The organism is Lentzea sp. NPDC054927, assembly GCF_053610285.1.
Window position 1 is genome coordinate 121,239 of sequence record NZ_JBSGXZ010000010.1, and the last position, 25,600, is coordinate 146,838.

A 25,600-nucleotide genomic window follows, 5' to 3' on the forward strand; every position below is an offset into this window, starting at 1 on the left:
ATGTCGCTAACGATATATCGGAACCTATCGCGATGCAACGGTCTTGTGTCGCTGAAGTTCGTGGGACACTAGATGTGCTATGACCTCGCTTCCCCTTGTCTTCGACGCGCCCAAGCGCGGCCTGCCGCCGCGCCACCTCGTCGACCTGTCACCTGCCGAACGCGCAGAAGCCGTTGCGGCCCTGGGCGAAAAGCCGTTCCGCGCCAAGCAGCTGTCGAACCACTACTTCAGTCGCCTGACCGTGGACCCGGCCGAGATGACCGACATCCCGGCCGCCACGCGCGACAAGCTCGTCGCCGACCTGATGCCGCCGCTGTTCACAGTCGTGCGCAAGGTCACCACCGACGAGGGCACCACGGCCAAAACCCTGCTCCGCGCACACGACGGCACGCTCATCGAGTCCGTTCTCATGCGCTACCCGGACCGCGCGACCCTGTGCATCTCGTCACAGGCCGGCTGCGGCATGGCGTGCCCGTTCTGCGCAACGGGCCAGGGCGGCCTGCAACGCAACCTGTCGACCGCGGAAATCGTGGACCAGGTGCGTCTCGGCGCCGCGGCCATGCGCGACGGCGACATCCCCGGCGGCCCCGGTCGCCTCTCGAACATCGTCTTCATGGGCATGGGCGAACCGCTCGCGAACTACAAGCGCGTGATCGAGGCCGTGCACCGCATCACCGCACCGGCGCCGGACGGTCTCGGCATCTCGCAGCGCACCGTCACGGTGTCGACCGTGGGCCTGGTGCCGGCGATCAAGAAGCTGACCGAGGAGAAGCTGCAGGTGCGCCTCGCGGTGTCGCTGCACACCCCGGACGACGAGCTGCGCAACACCCTGGTGCCGGTGAACACCCGGTGGGACGTCGCCGAGGTGCTGGAGGCGGCGCGCGCGTACGCCGACCAGACCGGGCGGCGGGTGTCGATCGAGTACGCGTTGATCCGCGACATCAACGACCAGGGGTGGCGGGCGGACCTGCTCGGCAAGAAGCTGCGCAAGTACCTCGGGCAGCTGGTGCACGTGAACCTGATTCCGCTGAACCCGACTCCCGGGTCGAAGTGGGACGCGTCGCCGAAGCCCGTTGAGCGGGAGTTCGTGCGGCGGGTTCGGGAGCAGGGTGTGGAGTGCACCGTGCGCGACACCCGTGGGCAGGAGATCGCCGCAGCTTGTGGTCAGCTGGCGGCTGAGGGCTGATCTGACGCTGGGGGCGCGTGGATGGTCGACGAACTCGGCTACGGGCCTGTTGCGGTGCGTGAGCCTGGGCGGGACGTGCGGATCGGGTACTACGACAACGATGAGTCCGATCCGGACACGGGTGACGACGTCGCTGTCATCTACTACAGTTCGCCGCCGTTTCTGAACGGCTACCACTTCGTCGATCCTTCGTGCCTCGCGCCGATCGACACGGATGCGCTCTGGGAACGCCGGTCCGTGCTCCGGAGAGTGATGTCCGAGGCGGACATGGCGAGGGCGTTCGGCAAGCGCTCGGGACACACGTACAAGCGGTTGTACACGCTGACCCTTGAGCTGATCTTCGTCGAGTCACTGCTGTCCGACCGCATGATCAGTGCCCAGCAGAACGAGGGACGCGGTGGCGTCAAGGTGTTCATCTCCTACTCGTCAGTCGATCGCAAAATCGCCACGTGGCTCTCGGTCGACCTGGCCAACGAGGGACACCTGCCGTGGCTGGACGAGTGGGAGATCAAGGCGGGCGACTCCATCCCGAACAAGATCGGTCGCGGGCTGGACGAGTGCGACTACCTCCTCGTGCTGCTGAGCCCGGACTCGGTTGAGTCGGGCTGGGTGGAACGGGAGTGGTCGGCGAAGTACTGGGCGGAGGCCGAGGACGGCCACATCAAGGTCATCCCGGTGCTTTTGCGCGAGTGCACGGTTCCTGCGCTCCTGCGCATGAAGAAGTACGTGGATCTCAGGCGCGACTATCACCGCGGTCTCGAACAGATCATCGAGGCACTCGCGGCCCCGGTGAGTGGCTGAAATCGATCGCTGAGACAGCTCCAGGCGTCTACCGTCTCCCGCGATGAAACTCGAGGGGGAACGCTGGCGCACGCTCGTCAGCACAGTGCGGCTGGGCCGCGACGAGTACCGGGTGGTGCAACCTGCCCGGCCGGTGGCGCATGCGTCGATGCACCTCGCGTCCTGCGGTGTGAGTGTGACGGTGAACAAAGCAGCGGCCAAGGAGTTGGCGATGGCGTGGGCGTTTGCCATGCGGTCGCCGCGGACGTTGGTTTACTTGCCGTTGCGGCGCACGGAGTGTGAGTGCCGGATGTATGCCGCCGAGAACGACATTTCGGTGGATCTTGTGCTGTTGCACCACACTCTGGGGTTTCCGGCTTCGCGGTGGAAGGACGTGCGGGCGCGGCTTCGGGGAGGTCGGCCGCGCACCGTGGTCTGTCGCGGGTTGCCGAGGGAGGTGTCGTGGCGGGGTGATTATCGGCATCGGGAGTTCAGGGACGAGTTGCGATACCACTTCGCTGCGGACACGGCGTTCTTCACCGGGAGTTGGAAGGCGTTCGCGGCGGGCGGTGCCGAGTTGCGGGAGATGGTCGAGGACTGGCCGCGGTTGATGCACGAGGAGCAGCGCGAGGGGTTCTGCGCCGAGATCTGGGCTGAGGGCATGCAAGGGGAGCAGTTGCATGTCCAGTACTGCCTCGAACATCGGGTCAGCACTCGCCGATGAAGCTCGAAGGGGAGCGCTGGCGCACGCTGGTCAGCACGGTTCGGCTGGGGCGGGACGAGTATCGGGTGGTGCGGCCGGCTCAGCCGCTGGCCCATGCGCCGACGTACTTGTGCGGGCGTGGGGTTCAGGTGGTCGTGGACAAGGCGGCGGCCAAGGAGTTGGCGATGGCGTGGGCGTTTGCCATGCGGTCGCCGCGGCTTGGGCGAAGGCTGAAGAACTGAGCGGAACTGTGCCCAGGAGGTGGGGAAGGCCCCCACTCAGACACAAGCGGGGGCCGGCACGACTAGAGCTGCCAGTTCTGGTTCGTCCCACCGGTGCAGGTCCAGATGATCAGGCGCGTGCCGTCGGCCGAGGAGTTGCCGGACGCGTCCAGGCACTTGCCGGACTGCGGGTTGCGCAGCGTGGTGCCGACGCGCGACCACGCCTGGGCGCCGCTCGAGTTGCAGGTCCACAGCTGGACGAGAGTTCCGTCAGCGGTGCCGCCGGATGCGACGTCCATGCACTTTCCCAAGGCGCGCAAGGTGTCGCCGGAGCGCGACCACTGCTGGGCGCCCGAGGAGTTGCAGGTCCACAGCTGGATCGCGGTGCCGTCGGCGGTGCCGGAGTTGCTCACGTCGACGCATTTCCCGCCGATGCCGACGATCGCGCCGGAGCCAGCGCCGGAAGCAGTGAGGAACTGGCTGCGCGCCACGTTCCAATGCGTTGCCAGGTAAGAACCTGCGGCCGGGTTGGTGTGGAAGTAGTCGTCACCACCGCAGTCGAGCTGGTTCTCCGGTGCGCCGGGACAGACGTTCACCAGGCCGCCGGGCGGGTTCGGGATGCCGCCGTCGTTGTAACACATGATGTCCTGGTCGTCCCAGCAGTGACCGAACGCCGTCGAGTGCGGTGCCGAACGTTGCACGGCGCCCAGCGTGTGCAGCAGCTCGTGGCCGCTCGCCTGCCACGTCCAGCAGCCGGTTCCCACTGCGGCGTAAGAAGGTCCGGAGTTGTAGCCGTTGTCGGCGCCGGGACGGTCGTCGCCCGGCGCGCCCCACGCCACGCCGCAGCCGCCGGAGTCGTGCCAGAACAGGTACTTGCGGTCCGTGCGGTTGTAGCCGCGGGCAGCGAGCTGGTCGGCGACGGCAGAAGGGGAGGACATCGCGGACTGCGGCACGACAACGTTGTCCACCTTCGCGCGGCAGTCGGGCTGAGTGACGAAGCGGACGTGCCGGACGCCGCCACCGAGGCGAGACGCGGCTTCCACGAACGAGTTGTCGATCTGGTCGGCGAACGTCTGGAACTGGCCCACGAGCTGTGGGTATCGGTCTGCGGATTGGTCACCACGCACGTACACCGCCTGCACGCGCTTGCCGCTCACCCCGTCGCCATCACACACAACGGACTGGATGGAGATGTCAGAAGAAGGCTGCCGGAACTCGTCCGGAAGGTCGTCGACAATGGGGCTGAACAGGGATAATGCTGCGAGAAGTACGCCAAAAGACATGACAGGACCGCCTTCAACGCGAGTACAGGGAAGCGGTCTAGACCTTCAAAAACGGTAGCGAATCGACCACGCACTGTCAGCGGACAGGACCGGACAGGAAACCGGCCGACACGGGCGTGCGGATACCATGCCGCGCGTGGGGGAAGCGACAAGGCTGGTCGCGGGCAGATACGCGACGATCAGAGAGCTCGGCCGGGGCGGCATGGGGGTCGTCTGGCTGGCCGAGGACCGGGTCATCGGACGGCAGGTCGCGCTCAAGGAGCTGCGGACCACCGAGACCGAGCGCGTGCTGCGCGAGGCGCGCACCGCGGGGCGGCTGAACAGCCCGAACGTCGTCGCCATCTACGACGTCATCGTCGAGCACGGCGTCACGTACCTGGTCATGGAACTCGTCGAGGCCCCGACGCTGTCCGAGGTCATGACCCGCAGGCAGCTCACCGAGGACGAGGTCGCGGACATCGGCCTGCAGACGCTCAACGCGCTCGAAGCGGCACACGCGGCGGGCATCGTGCACCGGGACGTCAAGCCCAGCAACATCATGGTGCTGCCAGACGGACGGGTGAAGCTCGCCGACTTCGGCATCGCCCGCGCGATCGACGACCCCGGTCTCACGGCCACCGGCGGCATCATGGGCTCGCCCGGTTACATGGCGCCGGAACTGTTCGCCGGCAAGGTTCCTTCGCCGGCGACCGACCTCTGGGCCCTGGGCGCCACCATGTTCCACGCCTCCGAAGGCCGCGCGCCGTTCCACCGCGACACGACCGCGGCCACCATGCACGCGATCATGTACGAGGAGCCGGTGCTGCAACGCACCACGGGCCCGCTCGCCGCCACGATCATGGCGCTGCTCAACCAGAACGACGCCGCCCGCCCGACCGCGGCCCAGCTGCGCGAACGACTGAGCGATCGCACCACGGTCGTCACGCCGCCCACCCAGTCCGAGCAGACCGTCGTCATCGAACCCGTCACGACGTTCGTGGCGCCGCAGACCACGCGCGACGAGTGGAACGACGAGAAACCCAAGTCCCGCAAGAAGATCGGCGTGTTCGCCGGCGCCGCGGCGGCGGTGGTCATGATCGCCCTCGCGGCGATTTTCGTGTTCAAGCCCGAAACGCCCGGCAAGGCGTCGGCGCAGCAGGGCCCGAACTCCAGCAAGCAGCCGACGTCGCAGAGCAGCACCGCGTCCAGCGCGCCGAGCAGCAGCGCGGTGTCCAGCAGCAGCGCCGCACCCAGCAGCCAGTCGAGCGCACCGAAGCCCACCCAGGCCACGCAGCCGAACCAGCCCGCGCCGACCACGACGCAACCGAAGCCGCCCCGGGAAACGCTCGCGTTCTCCCGCTACCGCAACGCAAACGGCTGGCACTACAGCGGCACCTCACGCGTGCCGGTCCCGGCGGGCTTCACCGTGGAGAACACCGGCGGACTCGGCAAGCTCCTCGCGAACCCGGAAGCCAACACGAAACCGCTGTACACCTGCAAGATCAAGAACTCTGAGGACCGGATGACGTCGTCCTCGTCCACCTGTGAGGGCCAGGAGATCTACGACGCGCGCCCGCTCGGCTACGTCTTCACCGCGAAGCCGGCGGACGTGAAGACGCTGGAGCTGTACCGCTGCAACATGGGCGGCCACCACTTCGACTCGGTGGTGAGCAACTGCGAGGGCGACCAGTACAAGAAGGAGTTCCTGCAGGGCTGGGTCGTCGCCTGATCACCGGACGGTCGCGGGCTCCAGCCCGAGCGGTTCCGCGGTGTCGAACGTCTCCCGCGCCTCGGCGACGGACTCGTAGTTCTTCTGCGCCCACAACCGCAGCGCGGCCAGCGGCTCGGTGACGCTGCGCCCCAGCTCGGTCAGCTCGTACTCGACGCGCAACGGCACCGAGGGGTACACCGTGCGCGTGACGAGCCCATCGCGCTCCAACGTGCGCAACGTCTGTGTGAGCATCTTCTGGCTGACGCCTTCCAACCGGCGTTTGAGCTCACCGAACCGCTTGGGCCCGTCCTCGAGGTCGCCGATCACCAGCGCCGTCCACTTTGATGCGACCATGTCCAGCAGGTCGCGGCACGGGCACATCTTCAGATAAACGTCCCTGATCACGGCTAGTTTCTATCAGGTACCTAGTGCACAAGATAGTGCCTAATTGCCTGGAGAGACCTGCTCTCCCAAACTTGTGTGCATGCGAGCGATCACCCAGAACGAGTTCGGCGGCCCTCTCACCCTCAGCGACGTGCCCAAGCCCGCCCCGCTCCCGACCGAGGTGCTGGTCAGGGTGCACGCGGCCGGCGTGAATCCGGTCGACTGGAAGACCAGCGCGGGCCACGGCATGGCGGGCCTGCAGACGCTGCCGTTCATCAACGGCTGGGACGTCTCCGGCGTCGTCGAGGAGGTCGGCTTCGGCGTCACGACCCTCAAGCCCGGCGACGAGGTCTACGGCATGCCGCGCTTCCCGCACGCCGCGAGCGCCTACGCCGAGTACGTCACCGCCCCGTCCCGCCACTTCGCGAAGAAGCCGCAGAGCCTCACCCACGTCGAGGCGGCCGCACTGCCGCTGGCCGCGCTCACCGCGTGGCAGATCCTGATCGACACCGCCGACGTGCAGCCGGGGCAGAAGGTGCTGGTCACGGCGGCGGCAGGAGGTGTCGGCCATCTCGCCGTGCAGATCGCGAAGGCGCACGGCGCGTATGTGATCGGTACCGCACGCGAGCCCAAGCACGCGTTCCTGAAGGACCTCGGCATCGACGAGACGGTCGACTACACCCAGGGCGACTACGCGGGCACCGACATCGACCTGTTCGTCGACCTGGTCGGCGGCTCGTCACCGCGGTCCGTGCGTCCCGGCGGGTTGTTCGTCGGCGTGCCGTCCGGAGTGGACAGCGTCGTCCGAGACGACATCAGGATCAGCCCGATCCTGGTCGAGCCCGACCGCGCGGGCCTGGAGGCGATCGCGGCGCTCGTCGAGTCCGGCGAGCTCAGGGTGCACGTCGACGCGACGTTCCCGCTGGAGGACGCCGGAAAAGCACATGCCCTGGGCGAGACGGGCCGCACCCAGGGCAAGATCGTGCTGGAAGCTCTCTAGCGGCGCCAGGACGTCCGGCGGCGAGCCGTGTCCCACACCAGGAAAGCGATGATCGTGACCCCGGTGGCGACGAGGAAGATGTTCTCGGTCTGACCGTGGTGGTTGCCGATCAACATCAGGAAGCAGAAGCCCGCGGAGAGCCAGCCGGCGATGCGCGTGCCCTTGGGGAACGTGCCGTGCCAGCCCCACTCGTGCGACGGCTCCTCGTGAGGGTCGACGGCAGGACGCTTGTCCAGTTCCGAGGACGAAGCCACGGTTTCCTCCACTGCTCATCCGGATTACGAGGTCATCGTCGCACATGTGAGTGAGCACGGATGTGTGAGGTCGCGCGCGCTCGTCTTACGAGCCAGGTCATGCGCCGTTACGCTCAGCGCGGCCACGCTCATCCGATCTCTGAAGGCGCCTCGACTTGACCGGCTTCTCTCCCGCTGAGGCCTCCACCCCGGACACGTTCGCCCCCGTCGAGATCGGTCTGCACGGGGTGCGCAAACGCTTCTCCGACCAGGTGGCGGTCGACGGCATCTCGCTGAACGTCCACGAAGGCGAGTTCTTCTCGGTGCTCGGCCCGTCCGGCTGCGGCAAGACCACGGTCCTGCGCATGATCGCCGGGTTCGTCCACCCCGACGAGGGCCGCATCGAGCTCGACGGCAACGACATGGTGGGCGTCCCTCCTTACCGGCGGGACGTCAACACCGTCTTCCAGTCGTACGCGCTGTTCCCGCACATGTCCGTGTGGGACAACGTCGCCTACGGCCTCAAGCGCAAGAAGGTCCGCGGCGACGAACTGAAGAAACGCGTCGGCGAGCACCTCGAACTCGTGCGGCTTTCTCAGTTCGCCAAGCGCAGGCCCACGCAGCTGAGCGGTGGTCAGCAGCAGCGCGTCGCCATCGCCCGTGCGCTCGCAGCAGGCCCGCAGCTGCTCCTGCTCGACGAACCACTCGGTGCGCTCGACGCCAAGCTGCGCAAAGAGCTGCAGATCGAGCTGATGCGCATCCAACGCGAGGTCGGCACGACCTTCCTGTACGTCACGCACGACCAGGAAGAGGCGTTGGTCCTCTCGCACCGCATCGCCGTGATGAACGCGGGCAAGATCGAACAGGTCGGCTACCCCGAGGACGTCTACGAACGTCCCGCGACCCGGTTCGTCGCCGGGTTCATCGGCACGTCCAACATCCTGGACGCCGAGGTGTCCGGTGTGGACGGTGAGCTGGTCACCCTGAAGGCCCCCGGTGCCACGAACCTGCGCGCCAGGTTCTCCGGCAGCATCAGCCACGGCAAGAAGGTCGCCGCCACGGTCCGCCCGGAGAAGGTGCACCTGTTCGACGAGACCGCCGAGCCGCCCACCGGCTGGTGCGTGCTGCAAGGCGTGGTCCAGGACGTCGTCTACACAGGCGTTTCCACCCAGTTCGTGGTCGACACCCCTGGTGGCGAGCTCGTGGCGTTCGTGCAGAACGCCCAGCGCATCGACGACGCGGGCGCGCCCGGTCAGCCCGTGCGAATGGCGTGGGACCCCGAGTTCACCGTGCTGCTGGACCCCTCCGATGGCTGAGCAGGTCCGGATCGCCCGGCTGTGGGACGTCGACAGTCCGCGGGTGACCCGGCGCACGATGCTGGGCTCGATGGCGTTCTTCGCGCTCGCGGCCTGCGCGGTCGGTCCGGCGCCTGCCAACAGCGGTGGCGTGAGCGCAGCCAGGGCCACGAACCTGAAGGACGAGCCCAGGCTCAACTTCTACAACTGGACCGACTATATCGCGCCGGAGACGTTGCCGGGCTTCCAGCAGATCTCCGGCATCGAGGTCACCTACGACAACTTCTCCACCAACGACGAGATGGAAGCCAAGATCGCGTCCGGCCAGGCGGGCTACGACCTGGTCGTGCCGAGCGACAACTTCCTGCGCCGGTTCCTGCGGTCCGGCCTGCTCCAGCCGCTGGACCACGACGCGATCCCGAACCTCGCGAACCTGGAGCAGCGGTTCGTCGAGGCGGAGTACGACGCCGGCAACAGGTACTCGGTGCCGTGGGCTTGGGGCACAACGGGTCTGGCGTACTCGAAGTCGCAGATCGGCGGCGACGTCACCGGGTTCGACGCCTACGACCTGCCGAACGCCGAGGGCCGCAGCTCGATCCTCGACGAGGCACGTGACGGCATGGCGATCGGCCTGCTCGAGCTCGGCCACGACCCGAACACCACGGACGCGAAGCAGATCGACGACGCCGCGAACTTCCTGCTGTCGTTGAAGAAGAAGCTCGGGCAGATCACCTCCGACGTGATCGAACCGCTGACGTCCGGCCAGGTGCGGCTCGCGCAGGCGTACTCCGGCGACGCGTTCCAGGCCCGCGAGACCAGCGAGGACGTCGGGTACGCGATCCCTGCCGAGGGCGGACTGTCCTACGTGGACCTCCTGGTCATCCCGAAGGACGCGCCGCACGCCGGGAACGCGCACAGGTTCATCGACTACGTCCTGGGCGCTGAGGTGGGTGCGGCGCTGTCCAACGCGGTTCGCTACGGCAGCCCCAACGCCGCCGCCAAGCCGTTGATCGACAAGGACCTGCTGAACGACCCGGTGGTCTACCCGTCGGAGGAGCAGCTGAAGAAGCTCCCGTTCACCAAGGACCTGGGCGGCGACGTCGAGGCGCTCTACGCCGACGCCTGGACCAAGGTCAAGACCGGCTGACGGGGAAGCTCTTCAGCCCGCGGATCACCACGGAATCGCGGAACACCACCGGTCCCGTCTGCCGGAGGTCCGGCATCCGGCGGGCCAGCGCGCGGAACGCCACCTCGCCTTCCATGCGTGCGAGTGTCGCGCCCAGGCAGTAGTGGATGCCGCTGGAGAACGCGAGGTGCTCCGGCTGGTGCACGCGCATCACGTCGAACTTGTGCGCTTCCGGGTAGACGTTCGGGTCGCGGTTCGCGGCGCCGATGAGCAGGGTGACCATCTCGTCCTTGCCGATCCCGTCGACCTGCTCGTGCGCGATCCGGCTGGTCAGCTGCACCGGCGGCGCCCACCGCAGGGTTTCCTCGACGACCGCGGACGCGAGTTCGGGATTGGCCTTGAAGAGCCTCCACTGCGACGGGTGGTCGAGCAGCGCGCGGGTGCCGTTGCCGATCAGGTTGACCGTGGTCTCGAAGCCCGCGACCAGCAGCAGCACCAGCGTACCGAGCATCTCCTGCGCGGTGAGCTTCTGGTCGGCCTCGGCGGCGACCAGCGAGCTGATCACGTCGTCGCCGGGGGTCCTGCGGCGCTGCGCGATGAGCCGGTCGAACAGCGCGAGCACCTGGTCGTTGGCGTTGGCCATCGCCGCGGTGACGCCCGTGTCGAACGACGCGGCGACCAACGCGCCGTAGTCCGCGAACTCGGCGGTGTCCTCTTCCGGAATGCCCAGCAGGTCGCTGATCACCGAGATCGGCAGCGGCGCCGCGAAGTCCGTGATCAGGTCGAACTCGTCCTTGTCCAGCAACGCGTCGGCGACCTTCTCGACACGGGCGCGGTACTCGTCGATCTTCTTCGGGCTGAACGCGGGCATGGCGAGCCTGCGCAGCCGCGTGTGGTCGGGAGGATCCAGCTCCAGGAACGACTCGGGCAGCAGGCCACCGTTGCCCGGGTAGGTGCCGTCGGAGTACCGGACGCCGAACCGCCGGTCCCGCAGGAACTTGTTGGCCAGCGGATGGCTCGTCGTCACCCAGAGACCGCCGTCCCTGGTCAGCGGTCCGTGCGCGCGCAGCCGTTCGTAGATCGGATGCGGATCTTCATGTCCGGTCAGCAGTTCCAGCATTGCTTACCCCCTCGAACACCGTGGTCAGCACGAACCTGGGAGCGTCCAGCGGCGCGAGCCGGCCGTTGCTGATCGCCTCCCAGGCGTTGAAGAGCCCGGCGTAGAGGGTCTGCAGGATCCACCACGCGGGCAGGTCGCCGCGCAGGCGTGAGCCCTGCAGCCGGGCGATCAGGTCGAGCACCGGCCGGTCCATCGCGAGGATGCGGACCGCGATCTCCTCGTCGCGTTCCAGGCCGGGGAAGCGGAGCAGGAACTCCACCCGCGGGCCGAGCGCGACCAGCCGGGTCATGAGGTCCTCGATCGCGTCGTCGGCGCCGAAGTCCACCTGGCACGACACGGACTCGACCAGGTCCAGGGCGTCGTTCGCGATGGCGCGGACGAGCGCGGCGCGGGTCGGATAGCGCTTGTGGAGTGTGGTCCTGCCGACACCGGCCGCGCGCGCCACGTCACCCAGGGCCGCGGTCGGGTCCTTGAGCAGCACGGATGTCGCCGTCTGCAGCAGGTGAACACTCATGTTCACAACGGTACACGGATGTTCGCTCGGCTTGGCGGGAGTGCTGCTGGCATCATCTGATCTCGTGTCACGACGCTGGCTGAAGGCCAACGCCCTGCTCGCGCCCACCGGGCTGTGGCTGGGGATCTTCCTGATCGCGCCGCTGGCGGTCGTCGTCCAGTTCAGCTTCGCGACGCGGGACACCGGTGTCGCCCGCGCGGTGCTGCCGTGGACGACGCAGGCCTATCTGACGGCGCTCGACCCGGCGTTCCTGCCGATCTTCGGCCGCACCCTGGTCTACGCGGTGACGACCACGGTCGCCTGTCTGCTGCTGGGATTCCCGCTGGCGTGGTTCATCGCGCGCTACGGCGGCAGGTACCGGACCGTGCTGCTCGCGGCGGTGCTCATCCCGTTCTGGTCGAGCTATCTCGCGCGGATCTACGCCTGGAAAGCGCTGCTCGACGGTGAGGGCCTGATCAACACCGTGCTCGGGTGGGTCGGCCTGGACCGCGACGGCGGATTCCTGCTCACGCACGGAGCGGTGATCCTCGGGCTGACGTACGGCTTCCTGCCGTTCATGGTCCTGCCGCTGTACGTGGCGTGCGAGCGGTTCGACTTCCGGCTCGTGGAGGCGTCGTTCGACCTCGGCCACGGCCGGGTGTCCACGTTCTTCCGGATCGTGCTGCCGGGGGTGTTCAGCGGTGTGGCGGCGGGGTCGCTGCTGGTGCTGGTGCCCGCGGCGGGTGACTTCGTGACGCCGAAGCTGCTCGGTGGCGTCGACCAGTCGACGTTCGGGTCGGTGATCGACGACCAGTTCCGCGGCGGCAACAACTGGCCGCTGGGTTCGGCGATGGCGGTGCTGCTGCTCGTTCTCGTCGTGCTTGTGCTGGTTCTCCGCGGACGGCGTGGGGAGGACGTGCTGTGAACCGTCGTCCGTGGGCGCTCGGGCTCGTTGTGGCTTTGGTTTTTCTGTTCCTCTACGCACCGATCGCGTGGCTTGCGCTCGCGTCGTTCAACTCCTCACGGTCGTTGTCGCGCATCAGCGGTTTCTCGACACAGTGGTACGCCGAGCTGTTCGACGACACGCGCGTGCTGGAGTCGTTGCAGCTGACCCTGGAACTCGCGTTGGCGTCCGCGGTGATCTCGACCGTGATCGGAACGCTGGCGGCGTTCGGGCTGCGGCGCGCGTTTCCCGGCCGCGGGTTGTGGACCGTGCTGCTGTCGCTGCCGCTGGTGGTGCCCGAGGTCGTCATGGGCGTGGCGATGCTGGGGTTCTTCGTGAAGCTCGCCGGCATCCCGCTCGGGTTCGGGGCTCTGCTCTTCGCGCACGTGGCGTTCTCGCTGAGCTTCGTGGTCGTCGTGGTGCGGTCGCGGGTGTCCGGAATGGACGTTCGGCTGGAGGAGGCCGCGGCGGATCTCGGGGCTTCACCCTGGACGGCGTTCCGGACCGTGACGCTGCCGCTGGTGGCGCCCGCGGTGGTGGCGGGTGCGGCGTTCGCGTTCCTGCTGTCGTTCGACGACGTGGTGATCTCGTCGTACCTGACCGGTGTCGGGTCGACGACGTTGCCGGTGTTCGTCTACGCGCAGGCGTCGAAACGCGGCATCTCACCGGAGATCGTGGCGCTGTCGACGTTGATGGTGACGGCGACGGCGCTGCTGTTGATCATCGGTGTGGTGATCGCGTCGTGGCGCGCCCGCAAGACGGGATCCACCGCGCAGCTGGTCTAACTTCAAGCCAGGCCTGTATCTCCGCGTGTGCGCGGCCGACTTCTCCTGTGGTGACACCGGCAGCTCTTGGGGGAAGACGTGCCGCAGTTGCGCATCCATTTCACCGATCGGGACATCGCGCGCACACGGTTGAAACTGGAACCCGACCTCATGTGGGAGATCGTCAGCAGCGCCCAGGTCCTGCAACACGGAGATGGTGATCTCTGCTTCGGTCCGTGGCGCAGACGCGTGCGCGAACTCGCGGCTCACGACGCGGACCTGCGGACGGCGCTGCACACGGTCCTGTCGACGCGGCCGCAGCACCTGCACGCGGAGGTCGAGGCCTTGCGCGCCTACTTCAGGTCCGTGATCGAGCCGCACCTGCCGACGATCGAGGACGCGCTGTGCACCGATGTGGCCGCGGGGATCCAGCAGTACCTGCACCGCGGACCGGAAGGACTGCTGGGCAGGCTCGGACCTGCCACGAGGTGGGATCCGCCGGTGCTGTCCGTCGACCACCCGCACCACCGCGACCTGCACCTCGGCGGACAGGGGATCGTGCTGGTCCCCTGCTTCTTCGCCCTGCACCACCAGGTCGCCGTGGGGCCAGTGCTGGCCTGCCCGATCCGCACGGAGTCCCGGCTCGCAGCGCGGCCAGGGCGGGCCGGCGGCGACGCGGTGGCCGCGCTGCTGGGCGCCACCAGGGCGTCGATCCTGCGGTCGGTGATCGGCGGGAGCACCACCACCAGGCTGGCGAAGCTGGTGGGGGTGGCTCCCGCCACGGTGAGCCATCACACCGGTGTGCTGCGCGAAGCCGGGCTCATCGCCACGGAGCGCGAGGAGAACTTCGCGCGGCACCTGATCACACCGCTGGGACTGAGGGTGCTCGCCTCAGCTCGTCAGAAGCAGTCCGCGAAGTTAGGCACCCACTTGTGGGACCGGAAGATCCTGTTCGGATAGTTCTCCTGTGCCTCGCCCTGCCTGAAGAAGTAGGCGACGTTGCCCCCGTAGTTCGCCGCCAGGTACAGGCACACCCCGGCGTTGGAGCTCTGCCCGTGGTTGTAGACGGCCAGCACCGGTGTGGTCCTCGACCACGAGCACACGACGGGCTGGTTCCACCAGTCGTTGTCGCGGTTCGTCCAGCTGCAGCGGCCCGCGCTGCCGTTACCGGTCCGCCACACGCACAAGTCGCCGGGATCGCACGCCAAGGCCTGCGCCGAGACGTCCTGCTTCATCGGCACCTGCACGATCACCTTGGGGTCGACCAGCGCGCTGGGATCCGCGCTCGCGGTCCCGAGAAACGACAACAGCGCGAAGGCCGCGGCCAACAGCACACACAACGGTTTTCTCATCTATCCCCCTGAGATCGGATGTGCGGGGGACGGAGTCTGCCGGTGCCGGCCCGCGCCGGATGCGTCCTTCGAATGTCGTCGAAGCGCTTCCACGTGACCTGGATCAGCCTTGCGGAGTCAACTTTCGTCGCGCCAATTCGATACTCCAGCGTGCCGCGCGAACATGGGACGTCTCGTAGCTTTAGAGCGTGATTACTGCTGTGCGGACCAGGGCCGAGGCGTTCCGCGCCGACACCCTGGCCCGGCTTCGGGCGCTGACCCCGGTGCGGCTCGTCGGCGACGTGATCGTCATGGTCGCCGTGATCCTGCTGGACCTCTGGCCGGGGCCGTGGGCGGAGGAGAAGGTGTCGGGCTGGCTGCTCGCCGCCTACTTCGCCGTCTACGTGGTGCTGCTCCCGTTGCGGCACCTGCTGCCGGCGACGGTCATGATCGGTGGCGCGGCGATCCCGTTCCTCGGGCCCGCGCTGATGGTCGTGCTGAGCTACACGGCCGGCCGCCGGATCGAGTCGTGGGTCAAGGCGGTCGTGTCGACCACGATCACGTTCGTCGTCGTGGTGCTGGTGTGGGACTGGGACGCACGTCCGCTCGACATCGAACCCGTCTACGGGATGCTCATCCTGATCACGATCTTCGGCGTGGGCGTGGCGCTGCCGTTCCTCGTCGGGCGGTACCTGGCGCAACGCGAGGCGCTGGTGCAGGCCATGCAGGACCGCGAGGAGCGGATGCGCGGCGAGAACAAGATGATCTCCCGGCAGGTGCGCCTGCGCGAACGCAGCCGCATCGCCCAGGACATGCACGACAGCCTCGGCCACCGGCTGTCGCTGATCTCCGTGCACGCCGGCGCGCTGGCGATGGACCCGTCGCTGGGGGACAAGCAGCGCGAGGCGATCGGGGTGCTGCGCTCGGCTGCGTTGACCGGCATGGGGGAGCTGCGGGCCATCATCGGCGTGCTGCGCGCGGAGGACGGCCCCGACGACGACCCCGCGACCAGGACCGCGGAGTCCATCGACTCGCTGGTGAGCGACGCGCGCAAGGCCGGGGTGCTGGTCAGCCTGGTCCGTGGCGGCCAGGCGCACCCGTTGCCGTCGAAGGTGTCACACGCGGCCTATCGCGTGGCGCAGGAGGGCCTGACCAACGCCGCCAAGCACGCGCCGGGCGCCGCCGTGCAGGTGACGGTGAAGTACGAGCCCGACGCGCTGGTCGTGGAGGTGCGGAACAACCCGTCGCGCAACGGCTCGCAGGTGCGCGATCCGGGCGTCGGCCTGATCGGGCTCACCGAACGCGTGCGCGTGGCGGGCGGAATCCTGCACGTCGGCGCTCTGCCGTCCGGCGGCTTCCGGATCGCGGCCGTGCTGCCGTACGAGGAGACCTCGCTGCCGGACGAGCCGGAGGACGAGCAGGACGAGACCGAGTCGCCGCGGGGGATCCGCAAGTGGGCGGGCGTCGGGTCGATCGCGGGCGCGTCCATCGTGCTGACGCTCATCATCGGCGGCTTCACCTACCTCGGCGCGCAGCCGGTGACCGAGGTCGTGTCGCAGGAGAACCTCGACCGGATCCAGGTGGGCCAGTCGGAGGCCGACGTGCTGAAGTTGCTGCCGGCCGGCGACGAACCCCTGGTCGCGGACGGTGAACGCAAGTCCCAGGCCTCACCGGAGCCACCGGGCGCCCGGTGCGTCTACCACGTAACGGATGAGCAGTCGTATCTCGCGAAAGGCACCCGAGTGGTGCGTTTCTGCTTCCGGGACGGCAAGCTGGTCGAGAAGAAGATCCACGTGCAGAGGAACAATCCATGATCCGGGTGCTCATCGCCGACGACGAGCCGCTGATGCGCGCCGGCATCAAGGCCATTCTCGGCACCGCTGACGACATCGAGCTGGTGGCGGAGGCGGGCGACGGCCGAGAGGCGTTGCAGATCGTGCGCGAGCGCCGCGTCGACGTGGCGGTGCTGGACATCCGCATGCCGCGGATGGACGGCCTGGCCTGCGCGAAGGAACTGCAGACCGTCGCACCGTCCGTGCGGGTCGTGATGCTGACGACGTTCGGCGAGGACGAGAACATCGTCCGCGCCCTGTCCGACGGCGCCGCCGGGTTCCTGCTGAAGGACTCCGCGCCCGAGGAACTGCTGCGGGCCGTACGGGCGGTGAACAACGGCGAGGCCTACCTGTCGCCGATGGTCACCTCACGCGTGGTCGGCATGGTCGCGACGTCCGGCCAGCCGAAGCGGCAGGAGGCGCAGAAGGCCGTCGAGGGGCTGACCGAGCGCGAGGTCGAGGTGCTCGCGCTGCTCGGGCAGGGCATGTCGAACGCGGACGTCGGCGCGAAGCTGCACATGTCCGAGGCGACGGTGAAGACGTACGTGTCGCGCCTGCTCGCCAAGCTGGGCCTGACCAACCGCGTCCAGGCGGCGCTCCTCGCAAGGGACGCGGGTCTCGCCAACTAGGAGCGTCATCGCGAGTTCGTGCCGACCGGCTTCTCGACGAACTCGCCGCCGTCTGCGGAGCAGCGGCAGAAAACACAGGGCCGTTCGGGTGTCACCCGAACGGCCCCAAATGTCTCTAGCGGCTAAGCGTGGCTTCGCCTGCCCGTCACCAGGCGGTAGATGCCCAGCAAGATCAGCGAGCCGACGATGGCGAGCAGCCACGTCCGCAGATCGAAGAACGATCCGAGATCGGTCGCGAAGAGCGCCGATCCGATGAAACCACCCAGAATCGCACCGACGATGCCGAGCAGCATCGTGATGATGAAGCCGCCGGGGTCGTTGCCAGGCATGATGGCCTTGGCGATGGCGCCTGCAAGCAATCCGAGCACGATCCATCCGAGGATGCCCACGGAGAGTCTCCTTCCATCGACTGTCGAGGAAGGAATGCCCCCGATCTGGCGACTTCACGCCTCCAAAACCACTCCGTTATCAAAGTAACGGGCTGTGCCGGGCTCTCAGGCACTCTCCGGAACAATGAGGGGCGATGAGTACTCCACGCACTGTCCTGATCCTGGGATCGACCGGCTCAGTCGGCACCCAGGCGCTCGACGTCATCCGGCGCAACCGCGACCGCTTCCAGGTCGTCGGGCTCGGCGCGGGCGGGCGTCAGCTGGACCTGCTCAAGCAGCAGGCAGCCGAGTTCGACGTGCCCGTCGTCGCCGTCGCGAACGGTGCCGAGGTTCCCGGCGTCAAGACGTTGACCAGCATGGTCGACCTGATCGAAGCCTGCCCCGCGGACGTGGTCCTCAACGGGATGGACGGCTCGCGCGGCCTCGAGCCGTCGCTCAAGGCCCTGGAGACCGGCGCCACGCTCGCGCTCGCCAACAAGGAGTCGCTCATCGCGGGCGGGTCGCTCGTGCTGAAGGCGGCCAAGCCGGACCAGATCGTGCCGGTCGACTCGGAGCACTCCGCGCTCGCGCAGTGTCTCCGCGGCGGCACGGCCCACGAGGTGCACAAACTGGTGCTCACGGCGTCCGGCGGGCCGTTCCGCGGCAAGACCCGCGCCGAACTCGAGGCCATCACCGTTCAGCAGGCCATGGCGCACCCGACGTGGTCGATGGGCCAGGTCGTCACCATCAACTCGGCGAACCTGGTGAACAAGGGCCTCGAGCTGATCGAGGCGCACCTGCTGTTCGGCGTGCCGTACGACCGCGTCGACGTGGTGGTGCACCCGCAGTCCATCATTCACTCGATGGTGACCTTCACCGACGGCTCCACGCTGGCCCAGGCCTCGCCGCCGGACATGCGGCTGCCGATCTCCCTCGGCCTCGCATGGCCCGAGCGCGTAGCCGGTGCCGCGGCCGCCTGTACCTTTGACACCGCCACCTCGTGGACGTTCGAACCGGTGGACAGCGTCACGTTCCCGGCCGTCGAGCTAGCGCGACAGGCGGGCACGGCCGGTGGCTGTCTCCCCGCGATCTACAACGCCGCGAACGAGGAGGCACTCGCCTCCTTCGTCGCCGGCTCCACGTCGTTCCTGTCGATCGTGGACACCATCGGCCAGGTTCTGGGCGAGGCGAGTGACTGGCAGAGTGACCCCGCGGACGTCGCGGAAGTGCTCGCCGCCGAGGACTGGGCACGCGCACGTGCCCGCGAGCTGGTTGGAAGGAACTGAACTTCTCGTGAACACATTCATCAACATCCTCGGGGTGCTGCTGTTCGCGTTCGGCATCGCGGTGTCCATCGCGCTGCACGAGTTCGGGCACCTGCTGACCGCGAAGTTCTACGGCATGAAGGTCACCCGCTACTTCATCGGCTTCGGCCCGAAGCTCTTCTCGTTCCGCAAGGGCGAGACGGAGTACGGCCTGAAGGCGATCCCGGCCGGCGGCTTCTGCGAGATCACCGGCATGACGGCGCTGGAGGAGGTGCACCCGGACGACCGCAAGCGCGCCTTCTACAACCAGAAGGTGTGGAAGCGCGTCGTCGTGCTCTCCGCCGGCTCGATCACGCACTTCATCCTCGGCTTCATCATCCTGCTCGTCCTCGCCATGTCGCTCGGCCTGCCGAACAACAAGGACCTCCCGGTCCTCGCCGAGATCACGCCGTGCGTCCAGGACCACACCGTCGGCCTCACCGCGCCGTGCCAGCCCGGCGCCCCGGCCCCGGCCAAGGACGCGGGCCTGCGGGCGGGCGACGAGGTCACCTCCATCGCGGGCAAGCCCATCGCGACCTGGTCGGACATGCTGCGGATCACCCGCGACCTGAACGGCCCGACCGAGTTCAAGGTGCTGCGCGACGGCAAGGAAGTCGCCCTCACCGTGAACGTGCCGCAGGTCACCCGCGAGGTCACCGACGGCAAGGGCGGCCGCGAGGTCAAGAAGGTCGGCGCCATCGGCGTCACCTGGCAGCAGAACTTCGAGTACAGCCCGCTGGCGGCCGTCCCGGCCTCCATCGCGTTCACCGGCGACATGTTCGTGAACACCTGGAAGGGCCTCATGCGCTTCCCGGAGCGCATCCCGGCCGTGGTCAAGGCCATCGGCGGCGGCGAACGAGACCTCGACACCCCGATCTCCGTCGTGGGCGCCTCCCGCCTCGGCGGTGACGCGGCGGAACGAGGCCTCTGGGCGTTCTTCATCCTGATGCTGGCGGGCCTGAACTTCTTCGTAGGTGTGTTCAACCTCCTGCCGCTACTCCCGCTTGACGGTGGTCACATCGCCGTCAACCTCTACGAACGGGTGCGAGACTGGATTCGGAAGCTGCGCGGGAAACCCGCCGGCGCCCCGGTCAACTACATGCGCCTGCTGCCGCTCACCTACGTGGTCATCTTCATCGGCGGCGCCATCACGCTGCTGACCGTGACCGCCGACATCGTCAACCCCATCAGGTTGCAGTAGCAGTGAATTACGGAAAGGTGCACAACCCATGAGTGACGGCGTGATGCTCGGAATGCCGGCACTGCCGCCGCCGGTGCTGTCGGAACGTCGCAAGACCAGGCAGCTGATGGTCGGCAACGTCGGTGTCGGCAGCGAGTTCCCCGTCTCAGTCCAGTCGATGACGACCACGTTGACGTCCGACGTCAACGCGACTCTGCAGCAGATCGCAGAGCTGACGGCGTCAGGCTGCGACATCGTGCGCGTCGCCTGCCCGTCGCAGGACGACGCCGACGCCCTACCCGCGATCGCCAAGAAGTCCCAGATCCCGGTGATCGCAGACATCCACTTCCAGCCGAAGTACGTCTTCGCCGCCATCGAGGCTGGTTGTGCCGCGGTCCGCGTCAACCCGGGCAACATCCGCAAGTTCGACGACCAGGTCAAGGAGATCGCGGCCGCCGCCAAGGACCACGGCACCCCGATCCGAATCGGCGTCAACGCCGGTTCACTGGACCCGCGCCTGCTCAAGAAGTACGGCAAGGCCACCCCGGAGGCCCTCGCCGAGTCGGCCATGTGGGAAGCCTCGCTCTTCGCCGAGCACGACTTCCACGACATCAAGATCTCGGTGAAGCACAACGACCCGGTCGTGATGGTCCGCGCCTACGAACTGCTCGCCGAGCAGTGCGACTACCCGCTCCACCTGGGCGTCACGGAGGCCGGTCCGGCCTTCCAGGGCACCATCAAGTCCGCAGTGGCCTTCGGCGCCCTCCTCCGCCAGGGCATCGGCGACACCATCCGGGTGTCGCTGTCCGCCCCGCCGGTCGAGGAGATCAAGGTCGGCCACCAGATCCTCCAGTCGCTCAACCTGCGCCCGCGCAAGCTGGAGATCGTGTCCTGCCCGTCCTGCGGCCGCGCCCAGGTAGACGTCTACACCCTCGCCGAGCAGGTCACCGCCGGTCTCGAGGGCATGGAGGTCCCCCTCCGCGTAGCCGTCATGGGCTGCGTCGTGAACGGCCCCGGCGAGGCCCGCGAGGCCGACCTGGGCGTCGCGAGCGGCAACGGCAAGGGCCAGATCTTCGTCAAGGGCAAGGTCATCAAGACCGTGCCGGAACACGCGATCGTGGAAACCCTCATCGAGGAGGCCATGCGCCTCGCCGAGGAGATGGAACCGATCGAAGGCGGCGAACCGGTAGTCAGCGTCGGCTGACAGCAGCCACACACATCGGGGGCGTTCCTGGCCGGGAACGCCCCCGATGCTTTTGCTTTCCAATGCGCTCCGGGCAGGGTCCCGTCAGCGCCCCCAAACCCCCAGGTGCGGACCGTCACCCCCGCGCCCCACAACTGGCTGATGCCACACCCCCACTCAATCTGGCACGCTAGGTGACGTGCTGAGGCTGGCCGGAGCGCGCGTTCTCGACGAGCGCGACCTGATCGACGTACGCGGGGCGTTCGAACACGACCCCGTAGCCGCGTGCATGGTCGCCGCAAGAGTGGAAGTAGCCGGCCTGGACCCGTGGCGCCTGGGCGGCGAAATGTGGGGCTCAGACTCCAGACCACTCCGAGGCCGAGTGGACGGCCTCTGCTTCTCAGGCCCCAACCTGATCCCTCTAAAGGGCAGCGCCACGGCCATGCGCATGTTCGCCGACCGAGCCCGCCGCCGCGGCCGAGTGTGCTCCAGCCTCGTAGGCCCAGCCGAACAAGTCTTAACCCTCTGGGACGAACTACAACCAGACTGGGGCCCCGCGAGGGAAGTCCGCGGCGACCAACCACTGATGGCCATCTCGAGCCCTCCGAAAATCACCCCGGACCCGCTGGTCAGACAGGTCCGCCCCAGCGAACTGAACCGCTACCTCCCCGCCGCCATCTCGATGTTCATCGAGGAGGTCGGCATCGACCCCTGCGCAGAAGACGGCGGCGCCGGCTACCGAGCCAGGGTCAGCGAACTGATCGCGGCAGGCCGAGCCTTCGCCCGGTTCGAACACGGCGAAGTGGTCTTCAAAGCTGAAATCGGCGCCATGTCCTCCCGAGTGGGCCAGATCCAGGGCGTCTGGGTACGACCGGACCGCCGGGGCGCGGGCATCGGCACCGCCGGAACAGCCGCCGTGGCAGACCGCCTGACCAGGGTTCTCAACCGCACAGCCAGCCTCTACGTCAACGGCTACAACCACGTGGCCCAGGCCGCCTACCGCAAAATCGGCTTCGAACAGGTCGGCCAGTACGCGACTGTCCTCTTCTGAACCGGCATACTCGCGCGAGTGCGCCTTCTCGCGACGATCACGGTGGTGCTGGTGACGGTGAGCGGCTGCGGCCTGTTCAAGTCCGAACCAGGAGCGCCGGAGATCACCAACGAATTCCTGGCGAAGCTCGCGTCCGGTGACGTGCAGGGTGCTGCCGGGATGACCGACAACCCGAACGAGGCCAAGGAGACCCTGGAGAAGTTCCGGGGCGCGTTGAAGCCCGAGGGGCTCTCCAGCAAGGTCGACCAGATCCGCAAGAACGGTGACACGGCCTCCGAGGCGAGCGTGAGCCTCGACTGGGACCTCGGCAAGAACCGCCACTGGACGTACCCGACCAGGTTCGACGTGCGCCAGGAAGGCGACACGTGGAAGGTGCACTGGGCGTCGTCGGTGGCGCATCCCAAGCTCGCGCCGCAGCAGTCCATCAAGGTCACCGAGCTCAAGCCGGACCCGGCACCCGTCCTCGACCGCGACGGCACGCCGTTGCTGGCCCCTGAACGCGTCGTCTCGGTGCTGCTCGTCGCGAAGGAGGCCGGTGACGTCGCCGCCGTCTCCAAGGCCCTCGCGGACGCGCTGAACCCGCTGGACAAGGCCATCACCGTGCAGACGATCACCGAGGGCGTCGGCAAGACCCCGGAAGGCCAGGCCTACCAGGTCGCGGCGCTGCGGGACCCGGACTACCAGGCGGTGAAGCCGAAGATCTACGAACTGCCTGGCGTGCGGTTCAGCTCGCAGACGTCGCTGCTGGCGCCGAGCCGCACCTTCGGCTCGCAGGTGCTGCCGGCCGTGCGCAAGCTGATCGAGAACGACATCGCAGGTCACGAGGGCTTCCGCGTGTCCACGGTCGACGCGCAGGGCGCCGAGATCGACGAGCTGACCTCGAAGGCCCCCGAGCCCGCCAAGGCCGTGAACATCGCGTTGTCCCGCGCGATCCAGACCGCCGCCGAAGACGCCGTCGAACCGATCACGCAGCCCACGATGCTGGTGGCCATCCAGCCGTCGACCGGCGACATCCTGGCCGTCGCGCAGAACGACCCGGCCGACGCCCAGGGCGCCCTCTCGCTGACCGGCCGCTTCCCGCCGGGTTCGACGATGAAGGCCGTGTCCGCGCTCGCCGCGCTCCAGTCCGGCAAGGTCACCGCCGACACCCCGCTGCCGTGCCCCGGCAAGACCACCATCGACGGGCGGCGGATCGTGCCGAACTCCAGCGAGTTCGACAAGGGCACGATTCCTCTCCGCAGCGCGTTCGCGTTCTCCTGCAACACCACGTTCGCGCAGCTCGCCGTCGACATGCCGGCCGACCTGCTGCCGAGCGCCGCGCTGTCGCTCGGGCTCGGGGCCGACTTCGACATCGCGGGCCTGACCACGATCACCGGGTCCGTGCCGCCCGCGACCGACGTCGTGGAACGGGCTGAGGACGCGTTCGGCCAGGGCAAGGTGCTCGCGTCGCCGTTCGGCATGGCCCTGGTGAGCGCGTCCATCGCGAAGGGCTCCATGCCGGTGCCGCAACTGGTGCGCGGCAAGGAGACCAAAGCCGACAAACAGCCCACCGCGCCCACGCCGGCCGTGCTCGACCCGGTGCGGCAGATGATGCGCGAGGTCGTCGACTACGGCACTGCACCGCAACTCAAGCCGTACGGCGATGTCCGCGGCAAGACTGGTACCGCACAGTTCGGTGACGGCGTGCACTCACACGGGTGGTTCATGGGCTACCGGGGCGATCTCGCGTTCGCGACCTTGGTGCTCAGCGCGGATAGTTCGACTCCAGCCGTGGACGTGGCGGCGAAGTTCTTGAAGGCGGTGCCGTGATGACGACCAAGACCACAGACCTGACGATGCGGGAACGCCTGATCCGGGCGGGCGTCCTGCTTCCAGCGCCACGGCTGCCGGAGCCCCGCGCCGAGGACCAGGTTCAGAGCCGCCCCCGCACGGACGGCTAATCTGGAGCGCATGGCCGTTCGTTCCGTGCTGCAACCCGGTGTGCAGTCTCCGCGTCGTCAGGTGCCCTCGCGCATCGTCCGTCCCGAGTACGTGGACAAGCCCGCGCCCCAGCGCGGCAACGACCCGTGGGTGCAGACGCCGGAGATCATCGAGGCCATGCGGATCGCGGGCAGGCTCGCCGCCCAGGCGCTGCAGGAGGCCGGCAAGGTCGTCGTGCCCGGCGTCACGACGGACGAGATCGACGCGGTGGCGCACGAGTTCCTGTGCGACAACGGCGCGTACCCGTCGACGCTGGGCTACCGCGGCTTCCCGAAGTCGTGCTGCACCTCGCTGAACGAGGTCATCTGCCACGGCATCCCGGACTCCACGGTCGTCGAGGACGGCGACATCGTGAACATCGACGTCACGGCGTTCATCGGCGGCGTGCACGGCGACACGAACGCCACCTTCCTCGCGGGCAACGTCTCCGAGGAGAACAGGCTGCTGGTCGAGCGCACGCACGAGGCGACCATGCGCGCCATCAAGGCCGTGAAGCCCGGCCGCGAGATCAACGTCATCGGCCGCGTCATCGAGGCGTACGCGAACCGGTTCGGCTACGGCGTCGTCCGCGACTTCACCGGCCACGGCATCGGCCGCGCGTTCCACAGCGGTCTCGTGGTGCTGCACTACGACGAGCCGTCGGTGAAGACCGTGCTCGAACCCGGCATGACGTTCACGATCGAGCCGATGATCACGCTCGGCGGCTACGAGCACGACATGTGGGACGACGGCTGGACCGTCACCACCCAGGACAAGAGCTGGACCGCGCAGTTCGAACACACTCTCGTCGTCACCGACACGGGCTCGGAGATCCTCACAGTCTGTTGAGGACGGCTTTCAGCGCGGCCGCGACCGCCGAGGGCGACGTCGCGGCCGCCAGGTGGTGTGACTCCAGACGCTCAACCGGCCACCCCAGCTCGTCGGCCTTGTTCGCCGCGGCCTCGTAGAACGACGACAGCAGCACGTACCCGCACGGCCCGGCCCACTCCACGACCGGCCGCTGCTCCTTCAGGAACTCCCACGGCACCTCGGGCGCCTCGTCGCGCATCTCCTCGCGCAGTTCGGCGGGCACGAGCTTCAGCGGGTCCGTGTCGAACCAGCGGTCCCAGCGCGGCAGCTTGCCGTCCCGCACCGACGCCTTGACCTGGCTGACCAGGGCGGGATCGACGGTCTCGCGCCACGCCTTGCCCGGCGTCGGCAGGTCGGAGTCGAGGAACACCAGGCCGGCGACGTCCAGTTCCAGCGCGTCGGCGAAGCCCGGCAGCAACGGACCCGCGCCGCTGTGACCGACCAGGACGATCTGCCCACCGACGCCTGCGTCTTCCAGGGCGTCCGCGAAAGCACCCATCAGCCGCTGGTGCACAGGTGCCTCGTTGATGGTCATCTGCAGGTCTACCAGCAGAACCGCTACCCCGTCGGAGGCCAGTTCGTCGGCGAGCGGGCGCATGCTCGAAGGGCCGAGAAACGGGCTGTGCATGAGCACGACGGTGAGCATGCCCGTGATGATGGCAGCATTGGCGT

28 protein-coding genes are annotated in these 25,600 nt (G+C 68.0%); 20 read left to right on the forward strand and 8 right to left on the reverse strand.

The features are described 5' to 3' along the window. The first annotated feature begins 79 nt into the window (after nt 1–79). The 4 genes from rlmN to ACWGE0_RS17950 are packed head-to-tail and all read left to right on the forward strand — an operon-like array spanning nt 80 to nt 2,911. Nucleotides 80–1,186, forward strand: coding sequence for a 23S rRNA (adenine(2503)-C(2))-methyltransferase RlmN (gene rlmN, locus ACWGE0_RS17935; protein WP_452261986.1), 1,107 nt, complete (start codon nt 80–82; stop codon nt 1,184–1,186). Between the two features lie 21 nt (nt 1,187–1,207). After that, entirely contained in the window at nt 1,208–1,987 is a 780-nt protein-coding gene (locus tag ACWGE0_RS17940; protein WP_452261987.1) for a toll/interleukin-1 receptor domain-containing protein, read from the forward strand. A 43-nt stretch (nt 1,988–2,030) separates the two neighbouring features. After that, the gene (locus ACWGE0_RS17945; RefSeq protein ID WP_452261988.1) at nt 2,031–2,690 is read left to right on the forward strand and encodes a hypothetical protein; all 660 of its coding nucleotides are present in this window, start codon (nt 2,031–2,033) and stop codon (nt 2,688–2,690) included. Then, nucleotides 2,687–2,911 (forward strand): hypothetical protein, encoded by a 225-nt coding sequence (locus ACWGE0_RS17950; RefSeq protein WP_452261989.1) that lies wholly within the window; start codon nt 2,687–2,689, stop codon nt 2,909–2,911. The genes ACWGE0_RS17945 and ACWGE0_RS17950 overlap by 4 nt, the downstream gene beginning before the upstream one ends. 62 nt (nt 2,912–2,973) lie before the next feature. On the opposite strand, the gene ACWGE0_RS17955 is transcribed toward ACWGE0_RS17950, so the two are convergent. Beyond that, entirely contained in the window at nt 2,974–4,173 is a 1,200-nt protein-coding gene (locus ACWGE0_RS17955; protein ID WP_452261990.1) for a ricin-type beta-trefoil lectin domain protein, read from the reverse strand. A gap of 136 nt (nt 4,174–4,309) precedes the next feature. Here ACWGE0_RS17955 and ACWGE0_RS17960 point away from each other — a divergent pair, with 136 nt between their 5' ends. Beyond that, a complete protein-coding gene (locus tag ACWGE0_RS17960) occupies nt 4,310–5,881 on the forward strand; it encodes a serine/threonine-protein kinase (protein WP_452261991.1) in 1,572 nt (523 codons plus the stop codon). Here ACWGE0_RS17960 and ACWGE0_RS17965 read toward each other — a convergent pair whose 3' ends face one another. Continuing rightward, nucleotides 5,882–6,244, reverse strand: a complete 363-nt coding sequence (locus ACWGE0_RS17965; RefSeq protein ID WP_452262092.1) for a winged helix-turn-helix transcriptional regulator — start codon at nt 6,242–6,244, stop codon at nt 5,882–5,884. A gap of 103 nt (nt 6,245–6,347) precedes the next feature. On the opposite strand from ACWGE0_RS17965, the gene ACWGE0_RS17970 reads away from it, so the two are divergent. Then, a complete protein-coding gene (locus tag ACWGE0_RS17970; RefSeq protein ID WP_452261992.1) occupies nt 6,348–7,247 on the forward strand; it encodes an NADP-dependent oxidoreductase in 900 nt (299 codons plus the stop codon). Here the strand turns inward: ACWGE0_RS17970 and ACWGE0_RS17975 are convergent. Then, entirely contained in the window at nt 7,244–7,501 is a 258-nt protein-coding gene (locus ACWGE0_RS17975) for a DUF2631 domain-containing protein (RefSeq protein WP_452261993.1), read from the reverse strand. The genes ACWGE0_RS17970 and ACWGE0_RS17975 overlap by 4 nt on opposite strands. Before the next feature lie 155 nt (nt 7,502–7,656). Here ACWGE0_RS17975 and ACWGE0_RS17980 point away from each other — a divergent pair, with 155 nt between their 5' ends. Both ACWGE0_RS17980 and ACWGE0_RS17985 read left to right on the forward strand, forming a co-directional pair. Beyond that, complete coding sequence (locus ACWGE0_RS17980) at nt 7,657–8,796, forward strand: ABC transporter ATP-binding protein (protein WP_452261994.1); 1,140 nt, start codon at nt 7,657–7,659, stop codon at nt 8,794–8,796. Further along, nucleotides 8,789–9,922 (forward strand): ABC transporter substrate-binding protein, encoded by a 1,134-nt coding sequence (locus ACWGE0_RS17985; protein WP_452261995.1) that lies wholly within the window; start codon nt 8,789–8,791, stop codon nt 9,920–9,922. The genes ACWGE0_RS17980 and ACWGE0_RS17985 overlap by 8 nt, the downstream gene beginning before the upstream one ends. Here ACWGE0_RS17985 and ACWGE0_RS17990 read toward each other — a convergent pair. Both ACWGE0_RS17990 and ACWGE0_RS17995 read right to left on the reverse strand, forming a co-directional pair. Continuing rightward, nucleotides 9,909–11,021, reverse strand: coding sequence for a cytochrome P450 (locus ACWGE0_RS17990; protein WP_452261996.1), 1,113 nt, complete (start codon nt 11,019–11,021; stop codon nt 9,909–9,911). The two genes, ACWGE0_RS17985 and ACWGE0_RS17990, sit on opposite strands and share 14 nt — an antisense overlap. Beyond that, nucleotides 10,996–11,535: a TetR/AcrR family transcriptional regulator gene (locus tag ACWGE0_RS17995; protein ID WP_452261997.1), complete on the reverse strand. Its 540-nt coding sequence runs from the start codon at nt 11,533–11,535 to the stop codon at nt 10,996–10,998. Before ACWGE0_RS17995 ends, ACWGE0_RS17990 begins: the two co-directional genes overlap by 26 nt. Nucleotides 11,536–11,599: 64 nt before the next feature. On the opposite strand from ACWGE0_RS17995, the gene ACWGE0_RS18000 reads away from it, so the two are divergent. The 3 genes from ACWGE0_RS18000 (at nt 11,600) to ACWGE0_RS18010 (ending at nt 14,181) form a co-directional block, all read left to right on the forward strand. After that, nucleotides 11,600–12,439 (forward strand): ABC transporter permease, encoded by an 840-nt coding sequence (locus tag ACWGE0_RS18000; RefSeq protein ID WP_452261998.1) that lies wholly within the window; start codon nt 11,600–11,602, stop codon nt 12,437–12,439. Beyond that, a complete protein-coding gene (locus tag ACWGE0_RS18005) occupies nt 12,436–13,242 on the forward strand; it encodes an ABC transporter permease (RefSeq protein ID WP_452261999.1) in 807 nt (268 codons plus the stop codon). The genes ACWGE0_RS18000 and ACWGE0_RS18005 overlap by 4 nt, the downstream gene beginning before the upstream one ends. 87 nt (nt 13,243–13,329) lie before the next feature. Beyond that, nucleotides 13,330–14,181 carry an ArsR/SmtB family transcription factor gene (locus tag ACWGE0_RS18010; protein WP_452262000.1) on the forward strand — a complete coding sequence of 284 codons (852 nt, stop codon included), beginning with the start codon at nt 13,330–13,332 and terminating at the stop codon, nt 14,179–14,181. Here the strand turns inward: ACWGE0_RS18010 and ACWGE0_RS18015 are convergent. Then, on the reverse strand, nt 14,121–14,573 hold the full coding sequence (locus ACWGE0_RS18015; protein ID WP_452262001.1) for a peptidase inhibitor family I36 protein: 453 nt from the start codon (nt 14,571–14,573) through the stop codon (nt 14,121–14,123). The two genes, ACWGE0_RS18010 and ACWGE0_RS18015, sit on opposite strands and share 61 nt — an antisense overlap. Before the next feature lie 188 nt (nt 14,574–14,761). Here ACWGE0_RS18015 and ACWGE0_RS18020 point away from each other — a divergent pair, with 188 nt between their 5' ends. Together ACWGE0_RS18020 and ACWGE0_RS18025 are read left to right on the forward strand one after the other, a co-directional pair. Continuing rightward, nucleotides 14,762–16,366 carry a sensor histidine kinase gene (locus ACWGE0_RS18020; RefSeq protein WP_452262002.1) on the forward strand — a complete coding sequence of 535 codons (1,605 nt, stop codon included), beginning with the start codon at nt 14,762–14,764 and terminating at the stop codon, nt 16,364–16,366. Beyond that, the gene (locus ACWGE0_RS18025) at nt 16,363–17,013 is read left to right on the forward strand and encodes a response regulator (RefSeq protein WP_452262003.1); all 651 of its coding nucleotides are present in this window, start codon (nt 16,363–16,365) and stop codon (nt 17,011–17,013) included. Before ACWGE0_RS18020 ends, ACWGE0_RS18025 begins: the two co-directional genes overlap by 4 nt. Before the next feature lie 122 nt (nt 17,014–17,135). Here the strand turns inward: ACWGE0_RS18025 and ACWGE0_RS18030 are convergent, their stop codons facing one another. Further along, complete coding sequence (locus ACWGE0_RS18030) at nt 17,136–17,402, reverse strand: GlsB/YeaQ/YmgE family stress response membrane protein (RefSeq protein ID WP_166043136.1); 267 nt, start codon at nt 17,400–17,402, stop codon at nt 17,136–17,138. Nucleotides 17,403–17,536: 134 nt separating this feature from the next. On the opposite strand from ACWGE0_RS18030, the gene dxr reads away from it, so the two are divergent. The 7 genes from dxr to map all read left to right on the forward strand — a co-directional run bounded on the left by dxr (nt 17,537) and on the right by map (nt 24,907). Then, complete coding sequence (dxr, locus tag ACWGE0_RS18035) at nt 17,537–18,667, forward strand: 1-deoxy-D-xylulose-5-phosphate reductoisomerase (protein ID WP_452262004.1); 1,131 nt, start codon at nt 17,537–17,539, stop codon at nt 18,665–18,667. A 7-nt stretch (nt 18,668–18,674) separates the two neighbouring features. Further along, nucleotides 18,675–19,886, forward strand: a complete 1,212-nt coding sequence (locus ACWGE0_RS18040; RefSeq protein WP_452262005.1) for a M50 family metallopeptidase — start codon at nt 18,675–18,677, stop codon at nt 19,884–19,886. Between the two features lie 52 nt (nt 19,887–19,938). After that, nucleotides 19,939–21,069 carry a flavodoxin-dependent (E)-4-hydroxy-3-methylbut-2-enyl-diphosphate synthase gene (gene ispG / locus ACWGE0_RS18045; RefSeq protein ID WP_452262093.1) on the forward strand — a complete coding sequence of 377 codons (1,131 nt, stop codon included), beginning with the start codon at nt 19,939–19,941 and terminating at the stop codon, nt 21,067–21,069. A 178-nt stretch (nt 21,070–21,247) separates the two neighbouring features. Continuing rightward, nucleotides 21,248–22,099: a GNAT family N-acetyltransferase gene (locus tag ACWGE0_RS18050; protein ID WP_452262006.1), complete on the forward strand. Its 852-nt coding sequence runs from the start codon at nt 21,248–21,250 to the stop codon at nt 22,097–22,099. 18 nt (nt 22,100–22,117) lie between these two features. Then, nucleotides 22,118–23,908 carry a penicillin-binding transpeptidase domain-containing protein gene (locus tag ACWGE0_RS18055; protein WP_452262007.1) on the forward strand — a complete coding sequence of 597 codons (1,791 nt, stop codon included), beginning with the start codon at nt 22,118–22,120 and terminating at the stop codon, nt 23,906–23,908. After that, complete coding sequence (locus ACWGE0_RS18060; protein ID WP_452262008.1) at nt 23,908–24,039, forward strand: hypothetical protein; 132 nt, start codon at nt 23,908–23,910, stop codon at nt 24,037–24,039. The genes ACWGE0_RS18055 and ACWGE0_RS18060 overlap by 1 nt, the downstream gene beginning before the upstream one ends. Before the next feature lie 10 nt (nt 24,040–24,049). Then, nucleotides 24,050–24,907: a type I methionyl aminopeptidase gene (gene map / locus ACWGE0_RS18065; protein WP_452262009.1), complete on the forward strand. Its 858-nt coding sequence runs from the start codon at nt 24,050–24,052 to the stop codon at nt 24,905–24,907. Here the strand turns inward: map and ACWGE0_RS18070 are convergent. After that, entirely contained in the window at nt 24,894–25,574 is a 681-nt protein-coding gene (locus tag ACWGE0_RS18070; RefSeq protein ID WP_452262010.1) for an alpha/beta fold hydrolase, read from the reverse strand. The two genes, map and ACWGE0_RS18070, sit on opposite strands and share 14 nt — an antisense overlap. Nucleotides 25,575–25,600 lie beyond the last annotated feature (26 nt).